The organism is Streptomyces sp. NPDC037013 (assembly GCF_055607265.1).
In genome coordinates, this window is record NZ_JBVJRV010000002.1 from 459,793 (window position 1) to 484,623 (window position 24,831).

23 protein-coding genes are annotated in these 24,831 nt (G+C 73.0%); 8 read left to right on the forward strand and 15 right to left on the reverse strand.

What is annotated here, in order from left to right:
• Positions 1–65: 65 nt before the first annotated feature.
• From ACZ7DY_RS07240 to deoC, 3 genes are read right to left on the reverse strand one after another with little or no spacing between them, the layout of a single operon-like run.
• Positions 66–950 carry an aldehyde dehydrogenase family protein gene (locus tag ACZ7DY_RS07240; protein WP_471131133.1) on the reverse strand — a complete coding sequence of 295 codons (885 nt, stop codon included), beginning with the start codon at positions 948–950 and terminating at the stop codon, positions 66–68.
• Positions 943–2,382: an aldehyde dehydrogenase family protein gene (locus ACZ7DY_RS07245; protein WP_471131136.1), complete on the reverse strand. Its 1,440-nt coding sequence runs from the start codon at positions 2,380–2,382 to the stop codon at positions 943–945. Before ACZ7DY_RS07245 ends, ACZ7DY_RS07240 begins: the two co-directional genes overlap by 8 nt.
• A 3-nt stretch (positions 2,383–2,385) precedes the next feature.
• Entirely contained in the window at positions 2,386–3,324 is a 939-nt protein-coding gene (deoC, locus tag ACZ7DY_RS07250) for a deoxyribose-phosphate aldolase (RefSeq protein ID WP_471131138.1), read from the reverse strand.
• Between the two features lie 111 nt (positions 3,325–3,435).
• Here deoC and ACZ7DY_RS07255 point away from each other — a divergent pair, with 111 nt between their 5' ends.
• Positions 3,436–4,074 carry a PH domain-containing protein gene (locus tag ACZ7DY_RS07255; RefSeq protein WP_471131140.1) on the forward strand — a complete coding sequence of 213 codons (639 nt, stop codon included), beginning with the start codon at positions 3,436–3,438 and terminating at the stop codon, positions 4,072–4,074.
• 596 nt (positions 4,075–4,670) lie between these two features.
• Here ACZ7DY_RS07255 and ACZ7DY_RS07260 read toward each other — a convergent pair.
• The 4 genes from ACZ7DY_RS07260 to ACZ7DY_RS07275 all read right to left on the reverse strand — a co-directional run bounded on the left by ACZ7DY_RS07260 (position 4,671) and on the right by ACZ7DY_RS07275 (position 9,481).
• Entirely contained in the window at positions 4,671–5,957 is a 1,287-nt protein-coding gene (locus ACZ7DY_RS07260) for a hypothetical protein (protein WP_471131142.1), read from the reverse strand.
• A gap of 214 nt (positions 5,958–6,171) precedes the next feature.
• Positions 6,172–7,815 carry a phospho-sugar mutase gene (locus ACZ7DY_RS07265; protein WP_471131144.1) on the reverse strand — a complete coding sequence of 548 codons (1,644 nt, stop codon included), beginning with the start codon at positions 7,813–7,815 and terminating at the stop codon, positions 6,172–6,174.
• 289 nt (positions 7,816–8,104) lie between these two features.
• Complete coding sequence (locus tag ACZ7DY_RS07270; RefSeq protein WP_471131146.1) at positions 8,105–8,929, reverse strand: purine-nucleoside phosphorylase; 825 nt, start codon at positions 8,927–8,929, stop codon at positions 8,105–8,107.
• A gap of 114 nt (positions 8,930–9,043) precedes the next feature.
• The gene (locus ACZ7DY_RS07275; RefSeq protein WP_471131149.1) at positions 9,044–9,481 is read right to left on the reverse strand and encodes a gamma-glutamylcyclotransferase family protein; all 438 of its coding nucleotides are present in this window, start codon (positions 9,479–9,481) and stop codon (positions 9,044–9,046) included.
• Positions 9,482–9,603: 122 nt separating this feature from the next.
• Between ACZ7DY_RS07275 and ACZ7DY_RS07280 the strand changes: the two genes are divergently transcribed.
• A complete protein-coding gene (locus ACZ7DY_RS07280) occupies positions 9,604–11,052 on the forward strand; it encodes an NAD(P)H-quinone dehydrogenase (protein ID WP_471131152.1) in 1,449 nt (482 codons plus the stop codon).
• 177 nt (positions 11,053–11,229) lie between these two features.
• A complete protein-coding gene (locus ACZ7DY_RS07285) occupies positions 11,230–12,201 on the forward strand; it encodes a DeoR/GlpR family DNA-binding transcription regulator (protein WP_471131155.1) in 972 nt (323 codons plus the stop codon).
• Positions 12,202–12,230: 29 nt separating this feature from the next.
• Here the strand turns inward: ACZ7DY_RS07285 and ACZ7DY_RS07290 are convergent, their stop codons facing one another.
• From ACZ7DY_RS07290 to ACZ7DY_RS07305, 4 genes are all read right to left on the reverse strand, one after another.
• Positions 12,231–12,794 carry a TetR/AcrR family transcriptional regulator gene (locus ACZ7DY_RS07290; protein WP_471132375.1) on the reverse strand — a complete coding sequence of 188 codons (564 nt, stop codon included), beginning with the start codon at positions 12,792–12,794 and terminating at the stop codon, positions 12,231–12,233.
• Positions 12,795–12,991: 197 nt separating this feature from the next.
• Positions 12,992–13,171 carry a hypothetical protein gene (locus ACZ7DY_RS07295; RefSeq protein ID WP_471131158.1) on the reverse strand — a complete coding sequence of 60 codons (180 nt, stop codon included), beginning with the start codon at positions 13,169–13,171 and terminating at the stop codon, positions 12,992–12,994.
• Positions 13,172–13,175: 4 nt separating this feature from the next.
• The gene (locus ACZ7DY_RS07300; protein ID WP_471131160.1) at positions 13,176–14,063 is read right to left on the reverse strand and encodes a hypothetical protein; all 888 of its coding nucleotides are present in this window, start codon (positions 14,061–14,063) and stop codon (positions 13,176–13,178) included.
• A 189-nt stretch (positions 14,064–14,252) separates the two neighbouring features.
• A complete protein-coding gene (locus tag ACZ7DY_RS07305) occupies positions 14,253–16,025 on the reverse strand; it encodes an acetyl/propionyl/methylcrotonyl-CoA carboxylase subunit alpha (RefSeq protein ID WP_471131163.1) in 1,773 nt (590 codons plus the stop codon).
• A 354-nt stretch (positions 16,026–16,379) separates the two neighbouring features.
• Here ACZ7DY_RS07305 and ACZ7DY_RS07310 point away from each other — a divergent pair, with 354 nt between their 5' ends.
• Positions 16,380–16,835, forward strand: a complete 456-nt coding sequence (locus ACZ7DY_RS07310) for a hypothetical protein (protein ID WP_471131166.1) — start codon at positions 16,380–16,382, stop codon at positions 16,833–16,835.
• 189 nt (positions 16,836–17,024) lie between these two features.
• Here the strand turns inward: ACZ7DY_RS07310 and ACZ7DY_RS07315 are convergent, their stop codons facing one another.
• The 4 genes from ACZ7DY_RS07315 to ACZ7DY_RS07330 form a co-directional block, all read right to left on the reverse strand.
• The gene (locus ACZ7DY_RS07315) at positions 17,025–17,633 is read right to left on the reverse strand and encodes a nucleoside triphosphate pyrophosphatase (protein ID WP_471131169.1); all 609 of its coding nucleotides are present in this window, start codon (positions 17,631–17,633) and stop codon (positions 17,025–17,027) included.
• 50 nt (positions 17,634–17,683) lie between these two features.
• Complete coding sequence (gene mmpB, locus ACZ7DY_RS07320) at positions 17,684–17,812, reverse strand: morphogenic membrane protein MmpB (RefSeq protein ID WP_471131171.1); 129 nt, start codon at positions 17,810–17,812, stop codon at positions 17,684–17,686.
• Positions 17,813–17,891: 79 nt separating this feature from the next.
• The gene (locus tag ACZ7DY_RS07325) at positions 17,892–18,098 is read right to left on the reverse strand and encodes an acyl-CoA carboxylase subunit epsilon (protein ID WP_471131174.1); all 207 of its coding nucleotides are present in this window, start codon (positions 18,096–18,098) and stop codon (positions 17,892–17,894) included.
• A 24-nt stretch (positions 18,099–18,122) separates the two neighbouring features.
• Positions 18,123–19,757 (reverse strand): acyl-CoA carboxylase subunit beta, encoded by a 1,635-nt coding sequence (locus ACZ7DY_RS07330; RefSeq protein WP_471131176.1) that lies wholly within the window; start codon positions 19,755–19,757, stop codon positions 18,123–18,125.
• 126 nt (positions 19,758–19,883) lie between these two features.
• Here ACZ7DY_RS07330 and ACZ7DY_RS07335 point away from each other — a divergent pair, with 126 nt between their 5' ends.
• The 4 genes from ACZ7DY_RS07335 to ACZ7DY_RS07350 all read left to right on the forward strand — a co-directional run bounded on the left by ACZ7DY_RS07335 (position 19,884) and on the right by ACZ7DY_RS07350 (position 24,828).
• Entirely contained in the window at positions 19,884–20,747 is an 864-nt protein-coding gene (locus ACZ7DY_RS07335; RefSeq protein ID WP_471131178.1) for a biotin--[acetyl-CoA-carboxylase] ligase, read from the forward strand.
• 667 nt (positions 20,748–21,414) lie between these two features.
• Positions 21,415–22,491 (forward strand): adenylate/guanylate cyclase domain-containing protein, encoded by a 1,077-nt coding sequence (locus ACZ7DY_RS07340; RefSeq protein ID WP_471131180.1) that lies wholly within the window; start codon positions 21,415–21,417, stop codon positions 22,489–22,491.
• Positions 22,492–22,602: 111 nt separating this feature from the next.
• Entirely contained in the window at positions 22,603–23,400 is a 798-nt protein-coding gene (locus tag ACZ7DY_RS07345; protein ID WP_471131183.1) for an enoyl-CoA hydratase/isomerase family protein, read from the forward strand.
• A gap of 141 nt (positions 23,401–23,541) precedes the next feature.
• On the forward strand, positions 23,542–24,828 hold the full coding sequence (locus tag ACZ7DY_RS07350; RefSeq protein WP_471131186.1) for a GGDEF domain-containing protein: 1,287 nt from the start codon (positions 23,542–23,544) through the stop codon (positions 24,826–24,828).
• The last annotated feature ends 3 nt before the right edge of the window (positions 24,829–24,831 follow it).

Here is a 24,831-nt window from a genome sequence, read left to right on the forward strand (position 1 = left end):
CCCGCGCACAGACGAAGCCCCGGCCTCCTGGACGGAGGAGGCCGGGGCTTCGGGGTGCGGACCGGCTAGTACGCCGATCCGGACGCGCCCAGCGAACCCGTCGGGTGCCAGACCGTCTTGGTCTCCAGGAAGGCCGTCAGGCGGTGCGTGCCGGGGTCGGCGGACCAGTCCACAGGCTGTGGACGCAGCACGCGCTTGAGGTTGTCGGCGGCCGCGACCTCCAGGTCCCGCGCCAGCTCCGCGTCCGCGCCCGTCAGGTCGATCGCGTTGACGTCCTGGTGCGCGGCGAGCGGGGCCGCGAGCTCGGCGGTCCTGCCGGTGAGGATGTTGACCACACCGCCGGGGACGTCCGAGGTCGCGAGGACCTCGCCCAGCGAGAGCGCGGGCAGCGGGGACTTCTCGGAGGCGACCACGACGGCGGTGTTGCCCGTGGCGATCACCGGAGCGAGCACCGAGACGAGGCCGAGGAACGACGAGTCCTGGGGCGCGAGGACCGCGACCACGCCCGTCGGCTCGGGGGTCGAGAGGTTCAGGAACGGGCCCGCGACCGGGTTCGCCCCGCCCACGATCTGGCCGATCTTGTCGGTCCACCCCGCGTACCAGACCCAGCGGTCGACCGCCGCGTCCACCACCGCGGCCGCCTTCGCCTTGGACAGGCCCTCCGCGTCGGCCACCTCACCGATGAACTGGTCGCGGCGGCCCTCCAGCATCTCGGCGATGCGGTAGAGCACCTGACCGCGGTTGTACGCGGTCGCACCGGCCCAGCCGCCCTGCGCCTTGCGGGCCGCCACGACCGCGTCGCGCGCGTCCTTGCGGGACGCCAGCGGCGCGTTGGCGAGCCACTTGCCCTTCGAGTCCGTCACTTCGTGCACCCGGCCGCTCTCGGAGCGGGGGAACTTGCCCCCGACGTACAGCTTGTAGGTCTTGAGAACCGTGAGTCGGTCAGACATCGAGGTACGCCTCCAGCCCGTGCCGGCCGCCCTCGCGGCCGAAGCCCGACTCCTTGTAGCCGCCGAACGGCGAGGTCGGGTCGAACTTGTTGAAAGTGTTGGCCCAGACGACGCCCGCCCGGAGCTTGTTCGCGACCGCGAGGATCCGCGACCCCTTCTCCGTCCAGATGCCGGCGGAGAGCCCGTACTGGGTGTTGTTGGCCTTGGCCACGGCCTCGTCCGGCGTACGGAACGTCAGCACCGAGAGGACCGGGCCGAAGATCTCGTCGCGGGCGACGGTGTGCGCCTGCGTGACGTTGGTGAACAGCGTCGGCGCGAACCAGTAACCGGAGGTCGGCAGTGTGCACGCGGGCGACCAGCGCTCGGCGCCCTCCGCCTCGCCGGTCTCGGCGAGCGCGGTGATCCGGGCCAGCTGCTCGGCGGAGTTGATGGCACCGATGTCGGTGTTCTTGTCGAGCGGGTCGCCCAGGCGGAGCGTGGAGAGCCGCCGCTTCAGGCTGTCGAGCAGCTCCTCCTGGACCGACTCCTGCACCAGCAGGCGCGAACCGGCGCAGCAGACCTGGCCCTGGTTGAAGAAGATGCCCGTGACGATGCCCTCGACCGCCTGGTCGATGGGGGCGTCGTCGAAGACGATGTTCGCGCCCTTGCCGCCCAGTTCGAGCGTGACCTTCTTGCCGGTGCCCGCGACCTGGCGGGCGATCGCCTTGCCGACGGCGGTCGAGCCGGTGAAGGCGACCTTGTTCACGTCCGGGTGGGCGGTCAGGGCCGCGCCCGCGTCGCCGTACCCGGGAAGGATGTTGACGACGCCCTTGGGCAGCCCCGCCTGGCGGCAGATGTCCGCGAAGAACAGGGCGGAGAGCGGGGTGGTCTCGGCGGGCTTCAGGACGACGGTGTTGCCCGTCGCGAGCGCCGGGGCGATCTTCCACGCCAGCATCAGGAGCGGGAAGTTCCACGGGATGACCTGGCCCGCGACGCCCAGCGGCGCGGGGTTCGGGCCGTACCCGGCGTGGTCGAGCTTGTCGGCCCAGCCGGCGTAGTAGAAGAAGTGCGCGGCGACCAGGGGGAGGTCCGCGTCGCGCGTCTCCTTGATCGGCTTGCCGTTGTCGAGGGTCTCCAGGACGGCCAGCTCGCGGCTGCGCTCCTGGATGATCCGGGCGATGCGGAAGAGGTACTTGGCGCGCTCGGAGCCCGGCAGCGCCGACCACGTCTCGAAGGCCCTGCGGGCGGCCTTCACCGCGCGGTCGACGTCTTCGGAGGAGGCCTGCGCGACTTCGGAGAGGACCTCTTCGGTCGACGGCGAGATGGTCTTGAAGACCTTGCCGTCGGCGGCCTCGGTGAACTCGCCGTCGATGAACAGGCCGTAGCTCGGCGCGATGTCGACGACGGAGCGGGACTCCGGCGCGGGTGCGTACTCGAAAGGAGTGGCAGTCATGGGTCAGTCCACCGTCACGTAGTCAGGGCCGGAGTAGCGGCCTGTGGCCAGCTTCTGGCGCTGCATCAGCAGGTCGTTGAGGAGCGACGAGGCGCCGAAGCGGAACCAGTGGTTGTCCAGCCAGTCGGGCCCCGCGGTCTCGTTCACCAGGACGAGGAACTTCACCGCGTCCTTGGTGGAGCGGATGCCGCCCGCCGGCTTCACGCCGATCTGTACCCCGGTCTGCGCGCGGAAGTCGCGGACGGCCTCCAGCATCAGGAGCGTGTTGGCCGGGGTGGCGTTGACGCCGACCTTGCCCGTCGAGGTCTTGATGAAGTCCGCGCCCGCGATCATGCCGATCCAGCTGGCGCGCTTGATGTTGTCGTACGTCGAGAGCTCACCGGTCTCGAAGATGACCTTCAGGCGGGCGGTGCCGCAGGCCTCCTTCACGGCGCGGATCTGCTCGAACACCGTCATGTAGTCCCCGGCGAGGAAGGCCCCCCGGTCGATGACCATGTCGATCTCGTCGGCCCCGGCGGCCACGGCCTCCCGCACGTCGCCGAGCTTCACCTCGATCGCGGCACGGCCCGCAGGGAAGGCGGTCGCGACGGACGCGACCTTCACGCCGCTGCCCGCGACGGCCTCCTTGGCGGTGGCGACCATGTCCGGGTAGACGCAGACGGCGGCGGTGCGCGGCGTCTTCCGGTCGGTCGGATCGGGGTTCACGGCCTTCGCGCCGAGCGCCCGGACCTTGCCCGGGGTGTCGGCGCCCTCCAGCGTGGTCAGGTCGATCATCGAAATGGCCAGGTCGATGGCGTACGCCTTCGCCGTGGTCTTGATCGAACGGGTACCGAGCGAGGCGGCACGCGCCTCCAGGCCGACCGCGTCGACGCCGGGCAGTCCGTGAAGGAAGCGGCGGAGCGTGCTGTCGGACGCTGTCACGTCAGCGAATGCAGTGGGCATGGTCACGAGGGGAGCATATCTACGCGCGTAGCTGCTGTACAGGGGTGGGGTGCGGGGCGGGCTCGGGGCCCGGCACGGGGGGCCGCGCGGGACTTCAGGCAGAATCAGGGTATGAGCGACCCCCAGAACCCCGTGGCGCAGCCCGCGTACAAGGACCGCACCTTCCGGTCCCCCGCCGGTATCGCCGGCGGCGTCCTGCTGCTCGCCCTGGGCCTCTGGCTCGGCATCGACGCCGTCGTCCACGGCGAGGGCCGCACGCCGTGGCTCGCGCTCGCCGGACTGCTGTTCGCGGTGCCCCTGGTCGTCGCGTACACCGTGCGGCCCGTCGTCTACGCCAACGACGACCGCCTCCGCGTCCGCAACCCGTTCAGGACCATCACGCTGCCGTGGGCGTCCATCGCGACGCTCCGCTCCGGATACTCCAACGAGGTCCTGACCAACGACGGCGACAAGTACCAGCTGTGGGCGATCCCCGTCTCCCTGCGCGGCCGCAAGAAGGCGGCGCGCAGGCAGTCGCAGGCCGCGGCGGCGGGCGACCCGGCGACGAGCGGCCGCCCCTTCCTCGACCCGACGGCCGCGCCCACCCGCTCCTCGGGCGACCAGTCCATGGACGAGCTCCGCGACCTGGCCGAGCAGCGGGCCGCGGCCGAGTCCGCGCAGGGCGAGCCGGTGGTGCGCTGGGCGTACGAGATCGTCGCCCCGTGCGCGGCGGGCGCGGTACTGCTCGCGGTGCTGCTGGCGGTGGGCTGAGGGGGCGCGGGGGGCGCGGGGGCTTGAGGGATCGCGGGGCTCGCGGGGGCCTGAGGGATCAGTGGGCTCGCGGGGCCCGAGGGGGGCTGAGGGGTCACGGGGCTCGCGGGGTCTGGGGGCTCGGCGGGGGCGCCGGGTCCGGGTGACCGGATGCCGGGCGCTGGAGCCGGTGGCCGGGTGTCGGGGTCTGAGGGGTCACGTGGCTCGCGGGGCCTGAAGGGCTGGGCGGAGGCGCCGGGTGCCGGACGCCGGAGCCGGTGGCCAGGTGTCGGGGTCTGAGGGGTCACGTGGCTCGCGGGGCCTGAGGGGCTGGGCGGAGGCGCCGGGTCCGGGTGACCGGGCGCCGGATGCCGGACGCGGGAGCCGGTGATCGGGTGCCGGGCGTGTGAGTGCCGGGGGTCTGAGGGATCGCGGGGCTCGCGGGGTCTGAGGGGCTCGGCGGAGGGCGCCGGATCCGAGTGACCGGACGCCGGACGCCGGAGCCAGTAACCGGGTGCCGGGCGTGTGGGCGCCAGGGGGCCTGGGTGTCGTGGGTCCGGGCGCCGGGGGTCCATGCCGGAGCGGCCTCGTGGTGTGTCGCCGGGGACACCCGTGTCCTACGGAGGCCCCATCCAGCCCAGGAGCATGTGGCCGCCGGACGCGGCGCCGCAGAGTGCCGCCGCCGTCATGAGCGTGACCATCACCCGCGTCCTCGCGCGCGCCAGCGCGACGGCGAGGGGCAGCAGCAGCGGGAAGCCGGGGAGCAGGAAGCGGGCCCGCGGGAAGTAGACCCCGCTGCTGCCCAGGACGATCAGCAGCAGCAGACCGGTGAAGAGCAGCAGCGGCAGCGGCTGACGGTCGCTCACGGAGAGTACGAAGAGGACCACCGCCCCCAGCAGCATCACCGTCACCATCGCCAGGAACAGCGAGGGCCGCTCGACCTCGAACTGGGCGTACATCCGGCGGAACGTTTCCACACCGCCGTCCCAGTCGTTGCGCCACAGCTTCTGCACGGCGAAATAGCCGTCCCAGCGGCCGAGGCGCAGCCCCACCCACCCGACGTACAGGAGCCAGCCGAGCGGGGCCAGCAGCGCGCCGAGGACCGGCCGGAGCGGGGGTGGCGGGGACAGCGCGGACGGCCCGGGGGGCGGGACGCGGGGGGAGCCGGTCACCGGGCCGCGCCGGAAACGGGGGAGGTGGCCGCGGAGCGAGCACAGCGCCGTCACCGCGACCGCCGCGGCCAGCGCCACCCCCGTGGGCCGGGTGAGTCCCGCGAGCGACGCCAGGGCCCCGGCCCACAGCCAGCGCCCGGTGAGCACGGCGTACAGGGACCACGCGGTCAGCGCCGTGAAGAGCGATTCGGTGTAGCCCATCCACTGCACCGGGGCGACCGGCAGGCACCCCCAGAGCGCGGCGAGGACGGCCCCCGCCCGGCGGCCGTACAGCCGGTTGCCCACCGCGAAAATCCCCCACGCCGCGAGGAACGAGCAGCCCACCGCGATGCCCAGGCCCACCGCCCCGCGCGGCAGCCAGGGGAACAGCGTGTCGCCCGCCCGTACGAGCGCGGGGTACAGCGGGAAGAACGCGAGGTTGTTCGAGTCGACCTGGGTGCCGAGCGTGTGCGTGTAACCGTGTGCCGCGATCTTCAGGTACCAGTCGCAGTCCCAGGACTCCATGAGCATGTGCCGGACCCCGCGGCCCTTGCGATGCGCCCACGCGGTGAGGACCAGCAGGCCAAGGACGCGCACGGCCGCGTACGCGAGGAGCGCGGGGGAGGCGTGGCGCAGGGCCCGGAGCGCGCGTTCGGGTAAGGCCGCGCGCGGGCGCAGGGCCCGGCCCGGGCCCCTGGACGCGGGTACGCGGGAGGGGGCGGTGGCGGTCGACGGCTCGGAGACGTAGGGCACTGCGGCGGCTCCCGGAACGTGATGGTGCGCTACCGGTCGACCCTCCCTGGGGGACCGGCAGCGCACCCGGGGCACTGGGGCAGCTGCGCTAGCGGAACCACTCGCACGGGTGGCGGGCGGCGGGGGAGCGGCGGTCGCCCGCCCGCCCCCGGCGGCGGTCACGATCCGCTCGCCGGTTCCCCCGCCCGTGTGGCCGCTCGTCCTGCCGTACGCGTCAGATGCCCGCTGCGGCGGACAGGTCCCGCTTGATCGTGGCGAGCGTCTGGGTCGCCTTGGCGCGGGCCGCGGGCAGGTCGGCCTTGGCCGCCACCGGGACCACCACTTCCAGGTAGCACTTGAGCTTCGGCTCCGTGCCGCTCGGGCGGACGATGACGCGGGCGCCGTCGAGCGTGTAGCGCAGGCCGTCCGTGGGCGGCAGGGTCTCCGTGCCCCGCGTCAGGTCCTCGGCCTTCGTCACCGGCAGCCCGGCGAGTTCCGTGGGGGGCTGCTCGCGCAGACGGCGCATCGCCGCGGCGATCAGGGACAGGTCCTCCACGCGGACCGACAGCTGGTCGGTGGCGTGCAGGCCGTGCTCCACGGCGAGGTCGTCGAGGAGGTCGAGGAAGGTGCGGCCCTCCTCCTTCAGCTCGGACGCGAGCTCGGTGAGGAGGAGCGCGGCGGTGATGCCGTCCTTGTCGCGCACGCCCTCGGGGTCCACGCAGTAGCCGAGCGCCTCTTCGTAGCCGTAGCGCAGGCCGTCCACGCGGGCGATCCACTTGAAGCCCGTCAGGGTCTCCTCGTACGGCAGGCCCGCCTTCTCGGCGATCCGGCCGAGGAGGGACGAGGAGACGATCGACTCGGCGAAGGTGCCGCGGGCGCCGCGGGCGACCAGGTGCGCGGCGAGCAGGGCGCCCACCTCGTCGCCGCGGAGCATCCGCCACTCGCCGCCGTCCTTGACGGCGGCGGCGCAACGGTCCGCGTCCGGGTCGTTGGCGATGATCAGGTCCGGGGCGGGCGTGGTGCGGGACGCCGTCGCGAAGGACAGGTCCATCGCGCCCGGCTCCTCCGGGTTCGGGAACGCGACCGTCGGGAAGTCCGGGTCCGGCTCGGCCTGCTCGGCGACGAGGACGGGCTCGGGGAAGCCGGCACGGGCGAAGGCGGCGAGGAGGGTCTCCTTGCCGACGCCGTGCATCGCCGTGTAGACGGCGCGCGCGGTGCGGGGGGAGCCAGGGGCCAGGACGGCGTCCGTACGCGCCAGGTAGGCCTCCAGGACGTCCTCGGAGAGGGTTTCCCAGCCGGTCTCGGGGCGGGGTACGTCGTGCAGGCTCGCGATGGCGTCGATCTGCGCCGCGATCTCCGCGTCCGCGGGCGGCACGATCTGCGAGCCGTCGCCGAGGTAGACCTTGTAGCCGTTGTCCCGCGGGGGGTTGTGGCTGGCGGTGACCTCCACGCCCGCGACCGCGCCGAGGTGCCTTATGGCGAAGGCGAGCACGGGGGTGGGCAGCGGGCGGGGGAGGACGGCGGCGCGCAGGCCCGCGCCGGTCATCACCGCGGCGGTGTCGCGGGCGAAGTCGGCGGACTTGTGGCGGGCGTCGTAGCCGATGACGACCGGGCCGTCGGTCTGGCCGGTGGCCTTCAGGTACGCGGCGAGTCCGGCGGCGGCGCGGATGACCACGGAGCGGTTCATGCGCATGGGGCCAGCGCCGAGTTCGCCGCGGAGGCCGGCGGTGCCGAACTGGAGCGTGCCGGCGAAGCGTGCGGTCAGCTCGGCGGTGTCCTCGGCGTCGATGAGCTTGGCCAGCTCCTCGCGGGTCTCGGGGTCCGGGTCCTCGGCCAGCCAGGCCTGGGCGCGCGCGATGAGTTCGGAGGTGTCCTGCACGGGTTCTTCAGCCTCTCGTGTACGGGCTCTCGTGTACGGGGGCGTGTGCGGCTGCGCTTGTCGGGGGTGGGGCGGTGGCGGCTCGGTGGGGCAGAGGCGGCCAGGGTCGTTCGTACCCGCGGGGGACGGCGGGAAGAGCGGCGGGGAGAAACTCCCACCCCGGCGGCCCCGCCCCGGCGTCCCCGGGGACCACCCACGCAACCGAAACGGCCCCGGACGCCCGGGACGGCCCCGGACGCCCGGGAGGACGGCGGCCCCGCGAGGCCGCCGTCCAGGGCGTCCCTGCCGGTCAGATGCGGCCGAGCACCTTGCCGAGCAGCTCTCCCATGCGCGTCGCGCTGTCGCGGCCCGCCTGGAGGACCTCCTCGTGGTTGAGGGGCTCGCCCGTCATGCCCGCGGCGAGGTTGGTGACCAGGGAGATGCCGAGCACCTCCGCGCCCGCCTCGCGCGCGGCGATCGCCTCGAGGACCGTGGACATGCCGACCAGGTCCGCACCGATGGTGCGGGCCATGCGGATCTCCGCGGGGGTCTCGTAGTGCGGGCCGGGGAACTGCGCGTAGACGCCCTCCTCCAGGGAGGGGTCGATCTCCTTGCACAGGGCGCGCAGCCGCGGCGAGTACAGGTCCGTGAGGTCCACGAAGTTCGCGCCGATGATCGGCGACGTCGCCGTGAGGTTGAGGTGGTCGCTGATCAGCACCGGCTGACCGGGGCGCATGCCCTCGCGCAGACCGCCGCAGCCGTTGGTCAGCACGATGGTCTTGCAGCCGGCGGCCACGGCGGTGCGGACGCCGTGCGAGACGGCGGCCACGCCACGGCCCTCGTAGTAGTGGGTGCGGCCCAGGAAGACCAGCGCGCGCTTGTCACCGACCTTGAAGGAGCGGATGCGTCCTCCGTGGCCCTCGACGGCCGGCGGCGGGAAGCCGGGCAGCTCGGTGACGGGGAAGTCGGCCTCGGGCGCGCCGAGTGCCTCGACGGCCGGCGCCCAGCCGGAGCCCATCACGAGGGCGACGTCGTGGGTCTCGGCGCCCGTCAGCTCGCGGAGCCGCGCGGCGGCGGCGTCGGCGGCGGCGTAGGGGTCGCCCTGGATGTCGTCCGGAATAACTGAAGCGTTCACGCGGACGAGAGTAGCCGCTCCCGGCCTACGCGCGTAGATGACGATGCTTACGGGAATCCGATCGTTGTCTTGTCGTTTCCGACGAGTCCCCGCCCGCGCCCGGGCGGGCAGGCCTCAGCAGGGGCGCTTGCGCAGTTCCATCACGTAGTCGTGGGGTGCCCCGGCGGATTCCGCGGCGTCGGCCAGTTCGCCCAGGTAGCGCGCGGAGGGCAGGCCGCCCTCGTAGCCGTTGAGGACGTAGACCCACGCGGGCTCCTCGCCCTCCAGCGTGTGGACGCGCACCCGCATGCGCCGGTAGATGTCCATGCCCACGCCCTCCCACCGGTCCATGGAGTCCTCGTCCATGGGGGCGATGTCGTAGAGCGTGACGAAGACCTGGGAGCGGGGCGCCTCGACGAGCGTGGCGAGCGCGCCTTCCCAGCCCATGTGCTCCCCGCCGAACGTGAGCCGCCAGCCGTTCAGCCAGCCGGTCGCGCGCAGCGGTGAGTGCGGGGCGCGGCGTGACATGAGCCGCGGATCCAGATTGCCGGCGTACGCGGCGTAGAGCGACATGTGGTCGAGGGTACGGCAGCAATCACGTACGCCCCTCACGTACCGGAAGGACCGCCCGGACGAGGGGGCGGTGCCACGGACGGAGGGCCCCGGCGCGTGACCACCTTGAAGCGTGCGGGACAATGGAGTACGTGACTCGGATCGTGATCATTGGCGGCGGACCCGGCGGATACGAGGCGGCTCTTGTGGCCGCCCAGCTCGGCGCGGAGGTGACCGTCGTCGACTGCGACGGTCTGGGCGGGGCGTCGGTGCTCACCGACTGCGTCCCGTCGAAGACCCTGATCGCGACGGCCGAGGTGATGACCACCTTCGACTCGTCGTACGAAGAGCTCGGCATCATCGTCGCCGACGACACCCCGCACATCGACACCCCCGCGCGCGTGGTGGGTGTGGACCTCGGCAAGGTCAACCGCCGTGTGAAGCGTCTCGCGCTCGCCCAGTCCCACGACATCACCGCGTCCGTCACGCGTGCGGGCGCGCGCGTGCTGCGCGGCCGCGGCCGCCTGGAGGGGCAGCAGGACACCGACGGCTCGCGGAAGGTCGTGGTGCGCGCCGCCGACGGGAGCGAGGAGACCCTCGTCGCCGACGCCGTGCTGATCGCGACGGGCGGTCACCCGCGTGAGGTGCCGGACGCCCAGCCCGACGGCGAGCGGATCCTGAACTGGACCCAGGTGTACGACCTCGACGAGCTGCCCGAGGAGCTCATCGTGGTCGGCTCGGGTGTCACCGGCGCCGAGTTCGCCGGTGCCTACCAGGCCCTCGGATCCAACGTCACCCTGGTGTCCAGCCGTGACCGGGTGCTGCCCGGCGAGGACCCGGACGCCGCCGCCGTCCTGGAGGACGTCTTCCGCCGCCGCGGCATGAACGTCATGTCCCGCTCCCGCGCCGCTTCCGCCAAGCGGGTCGGGGACCGGGTCGAGGTCACGCTCGACGACGGCCGCGTCATCTCCGGCACGCACTGCCTGATGGCCGTCGGCGCCATCCCGAACAGCAGCGGCATGGGCCTGGAGGAGGCCGGGGTCAGGCTGAAGGACTCCGGGCACATCTGGACCGACAAGGTGTCGCGGACCTCGGCCCCGGGCGTCTACGCCGCGGGCGACGTCACCGGGATCTTCGCGCTCGCCTCCGTCGCCGCCATGCAGGGGCGCATCGCGATGTACCACTTCCTGGGCGACGCGGTGCAGCCGCTGAACCTGAAGGCCGTCTCGGCGAACGTCTTCACCGACCCGGAGATCGCGACCGTCGGCTACAGCCAGTCCGACGTGGACGCGGGCAAGATCGACGCCCGTGTCGTGAAGCTGCCGCTGCTGCGCAATCCGCGCGCGAAGATGCAGGGGATCCGGGACGGTTTCGTCAAGATCTTCTGCCGTCCCGGTACGGGGATCGTGGTCGGCGGTGTGGTCGTTGCGCCGCGCGCCTCGGAGCTGATCCATCCGATCTCGATCGCGGTCGACAACAATCTGACGGTCGAGCAGATCGCGAATGCGTTCACCGTGTACCCATCGCTTTCGGGGTCGATCGCCGAGGTGGCGCGTCAACTCCACACGCGGAAGACGGCGGGCGAGGCCTGATCCGGGAAGCCGGGCCGGAACAACTCTCCGCAGGTCACGGAGTGTTGTCGCCCATTCGCGCGGCATAGGCGCGGCGGGTAAGCACCTATACCACTTTCCACCCTGCCGTGCGAACAACTTCTGTAATTCGGCGCAAACTGCTGAAAGCAGACGGTCGTTGGGGTTACTGTCAGTTTCGTGTTCGCTGCAGAACGTCGCCAATTGATCCTCGAAATGGTGCGGGCCAACGGGGCGGTATCGCTCCGTGAGCTCGCCCGCGTCGTCCAGACCTCCGAAGTGACCGTACGGCGGGACGTGCGCGCGCTGGAGGCAGAAGGACTCCTCGACCGCCGACATGGCGGTGCGGTATTGCCGGGCGGATTCACGCGGGAGTCCGGCTTTCCGCAGAAATCACATCTCGCGACCGCCGAGAAGACGGCCATCGCCGATCTCGCGGCGGGTCTCGTCGAAGAGGGCGAAGCCATCGTCGTCGGGGCGGGTACGACCACGCAGGAGCTGGCCCGCCGGCTCGCGCGGGTGCCCGGCCTGACCGTCGTCACCAACTCCCTGCTGGTGGCACAGGCGCTGGCCCACGCCAACCGCGTCGAAGTCGTCATGACCGGCGGCACCCTGCGCGGCTCGAACTACGCGCTCGTGGGCAGCGGCGCCGAGCAGTCCCTCCAGGGGCTGCGGGTGACGCGCGCCTTCCTCTCGGGCAGCGGTCTGACCGCGGAGCGCGGCCTCTCCACGTCCAACATGCTCTCCGCGAGCGTGGACCGGGCGCTGGTCCAGGCGGCGGCCGAGGTGGTGGTCCTCGCCGACCACACCAAGCTCGGCACGGACACGATGTTCCAGACCGTGCCGACGGACGTCATCACACGCCTGGTCACCGACGAACCGCCGGGGCACGACGACCGCGCGGCCACGGAGCTGCAGGCCCTGGCCGACCAGGGCGTGCAGATCGCGGTCGCGGGCGGCGCCGCGGGACCCGGTGCCGGCCCCGGAGGCGACTCCGTCCAGACCGGGCGCCAGTCACGCCGGGACGTGCCCCTGCCGGGGCAGCGGCGCACGCACGGCGCGGGCCCGGGGCAGCAGCTGCGCAGCGCGATCCTCGGGGAGCAGCCGCCCGGGGAGCGGGCGGCGCGCGTCGCGGACCTGCGCCGCCGCTGAGCCGGACGGCCGGTGGGACGGCGCGGCCGTCACGCCGCCGTCTGCCCGTCGGCCTTCAGGCCCCGCAGGGTCAGCGTGAGCAGGCGGTCGGCCAACTCCGGGTCGTCCGGGGTCTCCTCGGCCGCCAGCGAGATCGCGTTGGTCAGCTGCAGCAGGTCCGAGATGGAGACGTCGGGGCGCACGGCCCCCGCCTCCTGCGCCCGGGCGAGCAGCGCCGCGCCCGCCTCCCGCATGGGCTTGCTGCACCGGGCCAGCGCCGAAGTGTCGTCCTGCGACGCCGACATGAGCGCGCTCGACAGGCCGCGGTACTCACCCGCATGAGTGATGATGGCCCGCAGCCACGCCACCAGTGCCGCACAGGGCTGGGGGTCGTCGAGCAGGGCGTGCGAGCGCGCGAGCAGATCACTGACCGCGTCCTCCCAGACGGCGCTCATCAGCGCGTGCCGGTTGGGGAAGTGCCGGTAGAGCGTGCCGATGCCGACCCCGGCGCGCCGCGCCACGTCCTCCAGGGAGGTGCCGGTGCCGTGCTCGGCGAAGGCGGAGCGCGCCTCGGCGAGCAGCCGGTCGTAGTTGCGGCGGGCGTCGGCCCGCATGGCACGCGCCGACTGTGCCGCCTGCCGGTGCGCTCTCGCCTGCTGGCCCATGCCGGTCGTCATCCCCGCACCCTTCGTGAACGTACGCGTACCTCAAGGATGCCACTGCCCGCCCCGGCCACCGGGGCGAGGGCGGGCGGCGTACGGGCGGCGCAGGGACGGCGAACGGGCTGGTGCGCGGGTCGGCGCGGGGGCGCTCAGGGCGCCTCGCGGGCGAAGAAGGCATCCAGTTCCGCCCGGGCCCTGCGCTCGCGCCGGTGCGGGGGCAGGGCGCCGCCGCGCAGGTTCCGGGTCAGCCACAGGACCAGCGGATACGTGACGCAGGTGCCGACGAGCGCTCCGGTCAGCACACCGGTGACCAGTTCACCCATGATCATCAACTCACCTTCGTACGCTGACGCTTCGCGTCGTGTCCCGAGCCCGGACGGAAGCGAAGCCGTCACGGGCCGTGTCGATCATCGTGGCGCCGTTGTCCGGGACCACCGCGCCGTAACCGAGCAGCCGCCAGCGGATGTCGACGGCATCGCTCTCGTGGTACGGCACCGGGCCGGCCGCCGAGGGCACCAGGAGCGGCACGGGCCGCCGCGCGCAGCCATCGCAGACGGCGACCTCGTGGGCGGCCCCGGCGCCGTCAGCACCGGCGCCGGGCAGCGCCACGCGCGCGTGGCCGCGCTCGTGCAGCGGGTTGAAGTAGCAGGGCGGGTCGGGCCGCAGCGGCCGCTCCGTCGCCAGCGCCTCGAGAGCGCGCAGCCCGATCCGGCTGAACTCGACCGCCGCCACCAGCTCCCCGAGGGCCCGCGCGGCGTCGTAGGCGGGGTCGGGGCTCTGCGGCCCGTCGCAGACCGGGCGGATCACCGAGTTGCTCGCCTGGATGGCCGCGGTGACGGCGAACGAGGCCAGTTCCGTGCGGAGTTGCGGCGAGAGCGCGCAGGTGTGGCGCAGGGAGTCGCCGAGCGCCGCCGCGTCGCTGAGCAGTCCGGCGCGCTCCTCGGCGTGCGGGCGCAGCGCCTCGGGGTCGCAGCCCGGGTCAGGGACCGGGGCGCGCCAGTCGGGCGCGGGCAGCGGCAGCGCGAAGGTGTAGGGGCGTCGCCGTCCCATCGGCAGCCCGGTGAAGCGGCGCAGCAGCGCCACGGAGAGGCCCACGGTCAGCCCCAGGACGAGCCCCGCCTCGTAACGCTGTCCGGTGTCCGCGGTGACCGCGAACCAGCCGCAGGCCGTGCTGACGCCCGCCGCGGCGAGCAGTCCGAGTAAGTCCCCCGTGCGTGTCACTGAAGTCCCCCCGTGGTCTTCGGTTCTACGGGGAGAGGGACGCGGGGGAGGAGCGGCTCGGTTGCGCGGTCCGGCCCGCGCGGGCCCATCCGAGCCCCCGCACGCGAACGCCGGGCCGGCTGGAGGCCCAGCGGGCCCGGCGTCGCGGGGTGAACTCGTTGGCCCGGTGGTCCACCGGGCCGTGCGGGGTCAGTCCTTGATCTCGCAGATGACCGCGCCGGAGGTCAGGCTCGCGCCGACCTCCGCGGTGAGGCCCTTGATGGTGCCCGAGCGGTGCGCGTTCAGGGGCTGTTCCATCTTCATGGCCTCGAGGACGACGACCAGGTCGCCCTCGTTGACCTCCTGGCCCTCCTCGACCGCGACCTTGACGATCGTGCCCTGCATGGGCGAGGCGAGGGTGTCACCGGAGGCGGCGGGGCCGGACTTCTTGGCCGCGCGCCGCTTGGGGCGGGCGCCGCCCGCCGCCGCGGTGCGCGCGATCGTCATGCCCAGCGAGGACGGCAGCGAGACCTCCAGGCGCTTGCCGCCGACCTCGACGACGACCGTCTCGCGGCCCGGCTCCTCGTCCGTCTCGGTGTCCGCGGCGGCCGTGAACGGCGGGATCTCGTTGACGAACTCGGTCTCGATCCAGCGGGTGTGGACCGTGAACGGGTCGGCGGAGCCGGTCAGTTCGGGGGCGAACGCGGGGTCCCTGACGACGGCACGGTGGAAGGGGATGGCGGTGGCCATGCCCTCGACGGTGAACTCGTCCAGCGCGCGGGCGGCACGCTGCAGCGCCTGCTCGCGGGTGGCACCGGTGACGATCAGCTTGGCCAGGAGCGAGTCCCAGGCCGGGCCGATGACCGAGCCGGACTCCACGCCCGCGTCCAGGCGGACACCGGGGCCCGACGGGGGCGTGAACGTGGTGACGGTGCCGGGCGCGGGCAGGAAGTTGCGGCCCGGGTCCTCGCCGTTGATGCGGAACTCGAAGGAGTGGCCGCGCAGTTCGGGGTCGCCGTAGCCGAGCTCCTCGCCGTCGGCGATGCGGAACATCTCGCGGACCAGGTCGATGCCGGCGACCTCTTCGGTGACCGGGTGCTCCACCTGCAGACGGGTGTTGACCTCCAGGAAGGAGATCGTCCCGTCGTTGCCGACGAGGAACTCGACGGTGCCCGCGCCGACGTAGCCGGCCTCCTTGAGGATCGCCTTGGAGGCGCTGTACAACTGCTCGACCTGGGCGTCGGAGAGGAACGGCGCAGGGGCCTCCTCGACGAGCTTCTGGTGGCGGCGCTGCAGCGAGCAGTCACGGGTCGAGACGACGACCACGTTGCCGTGCTTGTCCGCCAGGCACTGGGTCTCCACGTGCCGCGGCTTGTCGAGGTAGCGCTCGACGAAGCACTCGCCGCGGCCGAAGGCCGCCACGGCCTCGCGCACCGCGGAGTCGTACAGCTCCGGGACCTCTTCGAGGGTGCGGGCGACCTTCAGGCCGCGGCCGCCGCCGCCGAACGCCGCCTTGATCGCGATCGGCAGGCCGTTCTCCTCGGCGAAGGCGACGACCTCGTCGGCGCCGGAGACCGGGTCGGGCGTGCCCGCGACCAGCGGGGCACCGGCGCGCTGCGCGATGTGCCGTGCGGCGACCTTGTCGCCCAGGTCGCGGATGGCCTGCGGCGGCGGGCCGATCCAGTTCAGGCCCGCGTCGATGACGGCCTGCGCGAAGTCGGCGTTCTCCGAAAGGAAGCCGTAACCGGGGTGGATGGCGTCCGCCCCCGCGTCCTTGGCCGCGGCCAGCACCTTGGAGATGTCCAGGTAGCTGGTGGCCGGAGTGTCACCGCCCAGCGCGAACGCCTCATCGGCTGCCCGTACATGCAGAGCGTCCCGGTCCGGGTCTGCGTAGACGGCTACGCTCGCGATCCCTGCGTCCCGGCATGCCCGGGCAACGCGGACAGCGATTTCGCCACGGTTGGCGATGAGCACCTTGCGCACGATGGCTCCCTCCTTGAAACAAGCCGAGTTTAGGGACTGCCGACACGGGCTTACGACCCGTCCCCAATGGTGAGCTTGCCCACACGGAGTGTGACTCGAGGCCGGCTAGGTCCGCGAAATCCCTTGTCGCACCGCGGTACGCAGGGTCCCTCCACGGCAGCGTAGCCCTCCGGTGTGGTCAAGGTCTCTGTGCGCCCGTGCTGCGCCGGTGCGGCTTTCTTTGTGGAGTCCCTACGAATGGCCCAATGATTCTTTGCCTGCGGCACACCTCTTGTCCCGAGGTTTACCGGTTAGTAGCGTGCGCGGTGGATCGACGTACTAGGGGTAACAGCAGCGGAAAGAGGGTGGGGCGCCGTGGCGCGCAGACCGGTGGCCTGGGTGGGCGCGATCGTTCTTCTCGCGGAGGCGCTCGGGATCGCGCTCCTCAACTGGTTCCTCGGCCTCGTCGTCGACAAGCAGGACATGTCCCTGGCCGGCCTCGACCCGCACGCGATGACCGTGTCGACCTGGATCGCCGGCCTTCTCTTCGGCGGCTACCTCGCGCTCTGCGCGGTCGTCCTGGCCCGCACCGCCGCCCGCGACCGCGCCCCCGGCACCTTCGGACGCATCCTGCTGATCAGCTGCGCGGTCGTCCACGGCCTGCTCGGCGCCTTCTGCGTCGGCCTGGTGGGCTGGGCCGCGTTCGTCTTCATGATGGCCGTGCTCGGCCTGATCGTGCTGCCGCTCGTGGCGTACGAGAAGAAGGCGCAGCGGGACGGCGCAGTGGCGGACGGCGGAGCGCCCGAAACCGGCGCCCCACAGCCCGCCTGAACCGGGCGGCAGGCCCTAGGTGTATTGACCTGAAGCGTTGTTCGCCCGAAGGGCGTGGCCCGCGGCGTCTGGTGCGTGCGATCGCAGGGCGGAGGGTCGCCCTCGTGCCGGGCGTACTCGGGCGGGCCCGACAACGCGGCGAGCGCGCTGCCGGGCGTCGCGGGCCGGACGGGACCTCGCGGACACGCCCTAGCGCTGCCACAACTCGGTGATGCCGACGCCCAGTTCGGACAGGAGCCGGCGCAGCAGCGGCAGCGAGAGGCCGATGACGTTGCCGTGGTCGCCCTCGATGCCCTCGATGAACGGCGCCGACCGGCCGTCCAGCGTGAACGCCCCCGCCACGTGCAGCGGTTCGCCGCTCGCGACGTACGCGGCGACCTCGTCGTCGGAGGGCTCGCCGAAGCGGACCACGGTCGACGCCGTCGCCGACGCGTACCGCCCGGAGACGGTGTCGTGGACGCAGTGGCCGGTCTGCAGGACGCCCGCGCGGCCGCGCATGGCCTTCCAGCGCGCGGTGGCCTCCTCGGCGTCGGCCGGCTTGCCGAGCGCCTGCCCGTCGAGCTCCAGGACCGAGTCGCAGCCGATGACCAGCGCGCCTTTGGCGTCCGGCCGTGCGGCGACCACGGACGCCTTGGCCTCGGCGAGGGCGAGGGCGAGCTCGGCGGGGGTCGGCGCGGACACCTTGTCCTCGTCGACGCCGCTGACGATCACCTCGGGGGCGAGTCCGGCCTGCCGGAGCAGACCGAGGCGGGCCGGTGACTGGGAGGCGAGGACGAGACGGCGGGGCTGATCACTCATGCGGCCAGGGTAGCGAGCGCCGTCCCCGGCGGGGGCGTGAGGCGAGGGCGCTAGTGGATGCCCAGCACGAACATCGCCACGACCATGGCCAGGGCGAGGAAAAGGCCCGCACGGCGCATCTTCGCCTGCAGGTCCCGCATGTCCTTCGGCGGGTTGTTCTCCGGGTCCGACCACAGCATGCATTCGATACTGCGACCGGGCGGACCGGGACGCCTGAGTACGCGTACTCAACTTCCCCGGACCGCCCGGACGGGACGCCTAGCCGGGCCAGTAGGTGCGGCCCCACGCGGTGGGCGAGGGCGCGGGCAGCCGGTGGCGGGCCACCCGCGCGGGGTCGGCCCACGAGTCGGGCGGCACCGGCGCGCCGGACGGGTGGCCGGCCACCGCCGCGGCGCGCGCCTGGACCACCGCAAGGGCGGCGGCGAGCTCCTCCGGGGTCGGATTGCCCCGTACGACCTTGATCATGAGGGCTCCTTACGTGATCGCGGCTTACAGGGGGATGTTGCCGTGCTTCTTCGGGGGCAGGGATTCCCGCTTCGTCCGCAGCTGACGCAGCCCGCGCACCAGGTGCGACCGGGTTTCCGACGGCATGATCACCGCGTCGATGTAGCCGCGCTCGGCCGCCGTGTACGGGTTGAGCAGGGCGTCCTCGTACTCCTGGATCAGCCGCGCCCGGGTCTCCTCCTGGGCCGCCTCGTCACCGGCCGCCGCGATGGTGCGGCGGTGCAGCACGTTCACCGCGCCCTGCGCGCCCATCACCGCGATCTGCGCGGTCGGCCACGCCAGGTTCAGGTCGGCGCCCAGGTGCTTGGAGCCCATCACGTCGTACGCGCCGCCGAAGGCCTTGCGCGTGATGACGGTGATCAGCGGGACCGTGGCCTCCGCGTACGCGTAGATGAGCTTGGCGCCGCGGCGGATGATGCCCGTGTGCTCCTGCTCGACACCCGGCAGGAAGCCCGGCACGTCCACGAACGTGATGACCGGGATGTTGAACGCGTCGCAGGTGCGGACGAAGCGGGCGCCCTTTTCGGACGCGTCGATGTTCAGACAGCCGGCGAACTGCGTCGGCTGGTTGGCGACGATGCCCACCGGATGCCCCTCGACCCGGCCGAAACCGGTGAGGATGTTCGGCGCGAACAGCGCCTGCGTCTCGAAGAATTCCCCGTCGTCCAGGACGTGTTCGATGACACCGTGCATGTCGTACGGCTGGTTGGCGCTGTCCGGGATCAGCGTGTCGAGCGCCAGATCCTCCTCCGTCGGCGCCAGATCGGCCTCCTCGGGGAAGGCCGGCGGCTCGCTCAGGTTGTTCGAAGGCAGGTAGGACAGCAGGGACTTGACGTACTCGATCGCGTCCTTCTCGTCACCCGCCATGTGGTGCGCCACACCCGAGGCGGAGTTGTGCGTACGGGCGCCGCCCAGCTCCTCGAAGCCGACGTCCTCGCCGGTGACGGTCTTGATGACGTCGGGTCCGGTGATGAACATGTGCGAGGTCTGGTCGACCATGACGGTGAAGTCGGTGATGGCGGGGGAGTAGACCGCGCCGCCCGCACAGGGGCCCACGATCAGGCTGATCTGCGGGATCACCCCGGAGGCGTGCGTGTTGCGGCGGAAGATCTCGCCGTACATCCCGAGGGCCATGACGCCCTCCTGGATGCGGGCGCCGCCGGAGTCGTTGATGCCGATGACCGGGCAGCCGGTCTTCAGCGCGAAGTCCATGACCTTGACGATCTTCTGGCCGAAGACCTCGCCGAGCGCACCGCCGAAGACGGTGAAGTCCTGCGAGAACACGGCGACCGGGCGGCCGTCGACCGTGCCGTAACCGGTCACCACGCCGTCGCCGTACGGCCGGTTCTTCTCCAGGCCGAAGTTGGTCGAACGGTGCTGGGCGAACTCGTCGAGCTCCACGAAGGAGCCCTCGTCGAGCAGGAGTTCAATCCGCTCGCGGGCCGTCAGCTTCCCCTTGGCGTGCTGCTTCTCGACCGCGCGGGCCGAACCGGCGTGCTTGGCCTCCTCGATGCGGCGCTGCAGGTCGGCGAGCTTTCCCGCGGTCGTATGGATGTCGATGGCGCCGTCATCGGCGCTGCGGTCTGACGCGGGCACGTTGGGCTCTTCCGGCTCGGACATCGGGATGCGGCTCCCTGCCTGCTCAAAGGGGCTTGTCTACGGCTGTGCGGCTGGCTACTGACCCGTAGCGTATCGGCGCGCATACCGTTCGGCAGTGCGGCGTTTACCACACCTAAGGTGGCTTGCATGACGCCGTCAGATGCTGAAGACAATCGCTGGTCCGACCTCGAAAGGCCGCCGCTCGGCGCCGCCTCCCTGCGGCGGGCCCTGCTGCGGGACGGCGGCCTGTGGTCCTCCCTGGACGTGGTGCCGGCCACCGGCTCCACCAATTCCGACCTCGCGGCGCGCGCCGACGAGCTCCCCGAGGGCGCGGTGCTCGTCGCCGAGGAGCAGAGCGCGGGACGCGGCCGCCTCGACCGCCAGTGGTCGGCGCCCGCCCGCTCCGGCCTCTTCTTCTCCTTCCTGCTCAAGCCCGACGAGGTGCCGGTCGAGCGGTGGGGGTGGCTGCCGCTGCTCACCGGGGTCGCCGTCGCCACCGGGCTCTCCCGGGTGGCCGGCGTGGACACCGCACTCAAGTGGCCCAACGACCTCCTGGTGACCGTCGGCGGCGAGGAGCGCAAGGCCGGCGGCATCCTCGCGGAGCGTGCGGGCTCCGCGTCCGGCGGCGGTGTCGTCATCGGCGTCGGCATCAACGTCACCCTCCGCGAGGACGAGCTGCCGGTACCCACGGCGGGCTCCCTCGCCCTCGCCGGCGCGGGGACCACCGACCGCGACACGCTGCTGCGGGCCGTGCTGCGCTCCCTGGAGGAGTGGTACGGGGAATGGCGCACCGCGGGCGGCGACCCGGGCGCCTGCCGGCTCCAGGAGGCCTACGCCGCCGGCTGCGCCACGCTCGGCCGCCGGGTCCGCGCGGAGCTCCCCGGCGACCGCTCCATCGTGGGCGAGGCGGTCGCGGTGGACGGCGACGGCCGCCTGGTCCTGGCCACCGAGGAGGGCGTGCAGCAACCGGTGGGGGCGGGCGACATCGTGCACTTGAGGGGCGCGGAGTGAGGATCGCCCCGGCGGTCCGACCCATGGACTTCCGGCCGGGTCAATAAGCCGGTCGCGGGAGTCGGGAGTGAGCTGCGGCACACCTGCCGTAAAGTTGACGCCGGTCGATACCTGACCGCGGCAGATCGGAAGGGCAGCAGGCGTGACCGTCGACGACACGGGCTCCGGCGAGGGCGCACACCCCGCCCCCGACGACGGGTCCGGCTGGGGCGCTGGGGCTGTGGGGGGTGCTGGGGCTGGTGGGGCCGCTGGGTCTGGTGGGGCCGGTCGTAGCGCCGGGTCGGCCGGGGCCGTCGGAGCTGGCGCCGCGCATGTGGACGGCACGGGCGGCGAGGGCCCGAGAGGCCGCGAGGGCGGCGGACGTGAGGGCGTCTCGGGCGGGGCAGACCGGGGCGGGGCTCCTGAGGTCTCCGGCGGGTCCGGCGGGTCCGGCGATTCCCGGGCTCACGGCGTCTCTGGCGGGTCCGGTGGGTCCGGCGATTCCCGAGCTCACGGCGTCTCTGGCGGGTCCGATGGGTCCGGCGATTCCCCAGCTCACGGTGTCCCCGGTGGGTCCGGCAGGTCCGGCGATTCCCGAGCTCACGGTGTCCCCGGCGGCTCCGGCGCGTCCGGCGATTCCCGAGCCCCCGGCGGGTCCGGCGGCCCCGGTGGCGCGGCAGCCCCCGGCGTGCCCGAAGTCGACGGTGACGGGGAGGCCGAGCGTGATCCGCTCGCTCTCCGTCTCGAGCAGCTCATCCTCGGTGCCGACCGCCGCTACACCCCCTTCCAGGCCGCCCGCAGCGCGGGCGTCTCCATGGAGCTGGCCTCCCGCTTCTGGCGGGCCATGGGCTTCCCCGACATCGGCCAGGCCAAGGCGCTGACCGAGGCGGACGTGCTGGCCCTGCGCCGGCTCGCCGGTCTCGTCGAGGCGGGCCTGCTCAGCGAGGCCATGGCCGTGCAGGTGGCGCGGTCCACCGGACAGACCACCGCGCGGCTCGCCGAGTGGCAGATCGACTCCTTCCTGGAGGGCCTCACCGAGCCGCCCGAGCCCGGCATGACCCGCACCGAGGTCACGTACCCCCTGATCGAGCTGCTCCTGCCCGAGCTGGAGGAGTTCCTCGTCTACGTCTGGCGGCGCCAGCTCGCCGCCGCCACCGGCCGCGTCGTGCAGGCCGCGGACGACGAGGAGATGGTCGACCGGCGGCTCGCCGTCGGCTTCGCCGACCTCGTCGGCTTCACCCGGCTGACCCGGCGCATGGAGGAGGAGGAGCTCGGCGAACTCGTCGAGGCCTTCGAGACCACCGCCGCCGACCTGGTCGCCGCGCACGGCGGCCGGCTGATCAAGACCCTCGGCGACGAGGTGCTCTACGCCGCCGACGACGCGGGCGTCGCCGCGGAGATCGCGCTGCGCCTCATCGAGACCATGGCCAACGACGAGACGATGCCCGAGCTGCGCGTCGGCATCGCCTTCGGAACCGTGACGACCCGGATGGGCGACGTCTTCGGCACCACCGTGAACCTCGCGAGCCGCCTCACGTCGATAGCGCCCAGGGACGCCGTCCTCGTCGACGGCGCGCTCGCCGAGGAGCTGACGCGGATGGGCGAGGCGCCCGCCTCGGAGGCGGAAGCCGCCGAGGAGGCCGCGCGCGCGGAGAAGGAGGGCCAGGAGCCGCCCTCGTACCGTTTCGCCCTCCAGCCGATGTGGCAGCGCCCCGTGCGCGGGCTCGGCGTCGTCGAACCGTGGCTGCTGGCCCGCCGGGGCTGAGCCCGGCCCCCTTCCCCGCGCCCCCTCCCCGCCCCCTTCCCCGTGCCCGGGTCCGGCTGACATGATCGCCGGGTAACGGTCGTTAACCGCGAGGTGGAGGAGCGAGGCGTCATGGGTGACGAGCAGCGGTACGGGGAGTACGTGGCGGTCAGGCGGCACGACCACGTCGTCGAGCTCGTCCTTGACCGGCCCAAGGCGATGAACGCCGTCTCCACGGAGATGGCCCGCTCCCTCACCGCCGCCTGCGCCGCCCTGACCGAGGACCGGGACGCCCGCGTCGTCGTCCTGACCTCCACCCACGAGCGCGCCTTCTGCGTGGGCGCCGACCTCAAGGAGCGCAACTCCTTCAGCGACGCCGAGCTGCGCCGCCAGCGCCCCACCACCCGCGCCTCGTACACCGGCGTCCTCGAGCTGCCCATGCCCACCGTCGCCGCCGTCCACGGCTTCGCGCTCGGCGGCGGCTTCGAGCTCGCGCTCGCCTGCGACATGATCGTCGCCGACTCCACCGCGGTCGTCGGCCTCCCCGAGGTCTCCGTCGGCGTCATCCCGGGCGGTGGCGGCACCCAGCTCCTGCCGCGCCGCGTGGGGGCCGCCCGCGCCGCCGAGCTGATCTTCACGGCGCGGCGCGTGGAGGCCGCCGAGGCACGGGAGTTGGGCCTGGTCGACCTCCTCGTGGGGGAGGGCGAGGCCCGTACGGAGGCGCTCGCGCTCGGCGTCCGCATCGCCGCCAACTCTCCCGTCGGCCTGCGCGCGGCCAAGCGTGCCCTGCGGCTCGGGCACGGCCTCGACCTGCGGGCCGGCCTGGAGGTCGAGGACGCGGCGTGGCGCACGGTGGCGTTCTCGGACGACCGGGCGGAGGGCGTCGCGGCCTTCAACGAGAAGCGCAAGCCGCAGTGGCCCGGTGAGTGACGGGGTCGTACGGGTCTACGGCATGTGACATGTATCGGGGTCCGTAGTACGGGCCTCGCGCCACGTATCCGGGGTCCGTCGTACGGGTCCCACGACATGTCCCGAAGTTCCAAAATGCGGCAAACCTCCTAACCTGGGCAAATGGGAGAGGATGTCCGGCTGCGGGCCGTGGTGGAGCTGGCGCAGGGAATGGCCGCGGCGCACACCCCGCGTGAGTCCTGGCGGGCGGCCGCCGTCGGCACCTGCCGCGCGCTGACCGGGGACTTCGCGGCGCTGTCCGTATGGGAGCGGGACATGGGCCGGCTGCGGGTCCTGGTGAACGCGGGCCAACGCGTCCGGGGGGAGGAGGAGTTCCCGGAGAACGAGGCGTACCCCGTCCACCAGTTCCCGGAGATCGCCGAGTTCCTGCACGAACACTGGGCCGGCGGCGGCGAGCCGCACGCCTGGGTCGAGACGGCCGACGGCCCCGCGGGCGCCCGTACGGCCGGCTACTGCCACCAGCGGGTGGCCGCGCTGCGGCGCCGCGGCCGCGGCTGCTGCGTGATCGCGCCGATCGTGCTGCACGGCCGCGCCTGGGGCGAGCTGTACGTGGCCCGCTCACCCGGCGCGCCCGTCTTCGACCGGGGCGACGCCGACTTCGCGACGGTCCTCGCCGCGGTGGTCGCCGCCGGGATCGCGCAGACCGAACGCCTGGAGGAGGCCCGCCGGCTCGCCTTCACGGACGCGCTGACCGGCCTCGCCAACCGCCGCGCCGTCGACCTCCGGCTCGACGCGGCGGTGGAACGGCACCTCGCGGAGGGCACCGTGGTGAGCCTGGCCGTCTGCGACGTGAACGGGCTCAAGCGGGTCAACGACACCCGGGGCCATGCCGTCGGCGACCGCCTCCTGGAACGCTTCGGCTCGGTCCTCTCCCTCTGCGGCGCGATGCTGCCGGGCACGCTGGCGGCGCGGCTCGGCGGCGACGAGTTCTGCCTCCTCTCCGTGGGGCCCACCGCCGACGAGGTGGTCCGGGTCGCCGACGAACTCTGCGTACGCGCCGCCGAGTTGGAGCTGGGCGACGGCGTAGCGTGCGGTGTCGCCTCGACCGGGGACCCGATCGGTCCGGTGCGCTCGGCCCGCCGCCTCTTCCGCCTCGCCGACGCGGCGCAGTACCGCGCGAAGGCCGCCCGCGCGGCGAAGCCGGTGGTGGCGGGGCGCGAGGGCGCCCGCCAGGGGGAGTACGACCCGGAGCGCGGCCCGGAGAACGACCCGGTGATCCGCCTCGCCGACGCGCCGCCGTCGGAGACGCCGGGGGCGGGGGAGCGGCGGAAGTTCCGGGGGCGGGGCGGGCAGGGAGGGCGGGGAGCGAGTGGGGCGGGTGGGGCGGGTGATGTCGATGGGTTGGGGTCGGGGCCGGGTGTAAGTGGCCCGGAGCAAACCCACCCGTGACAC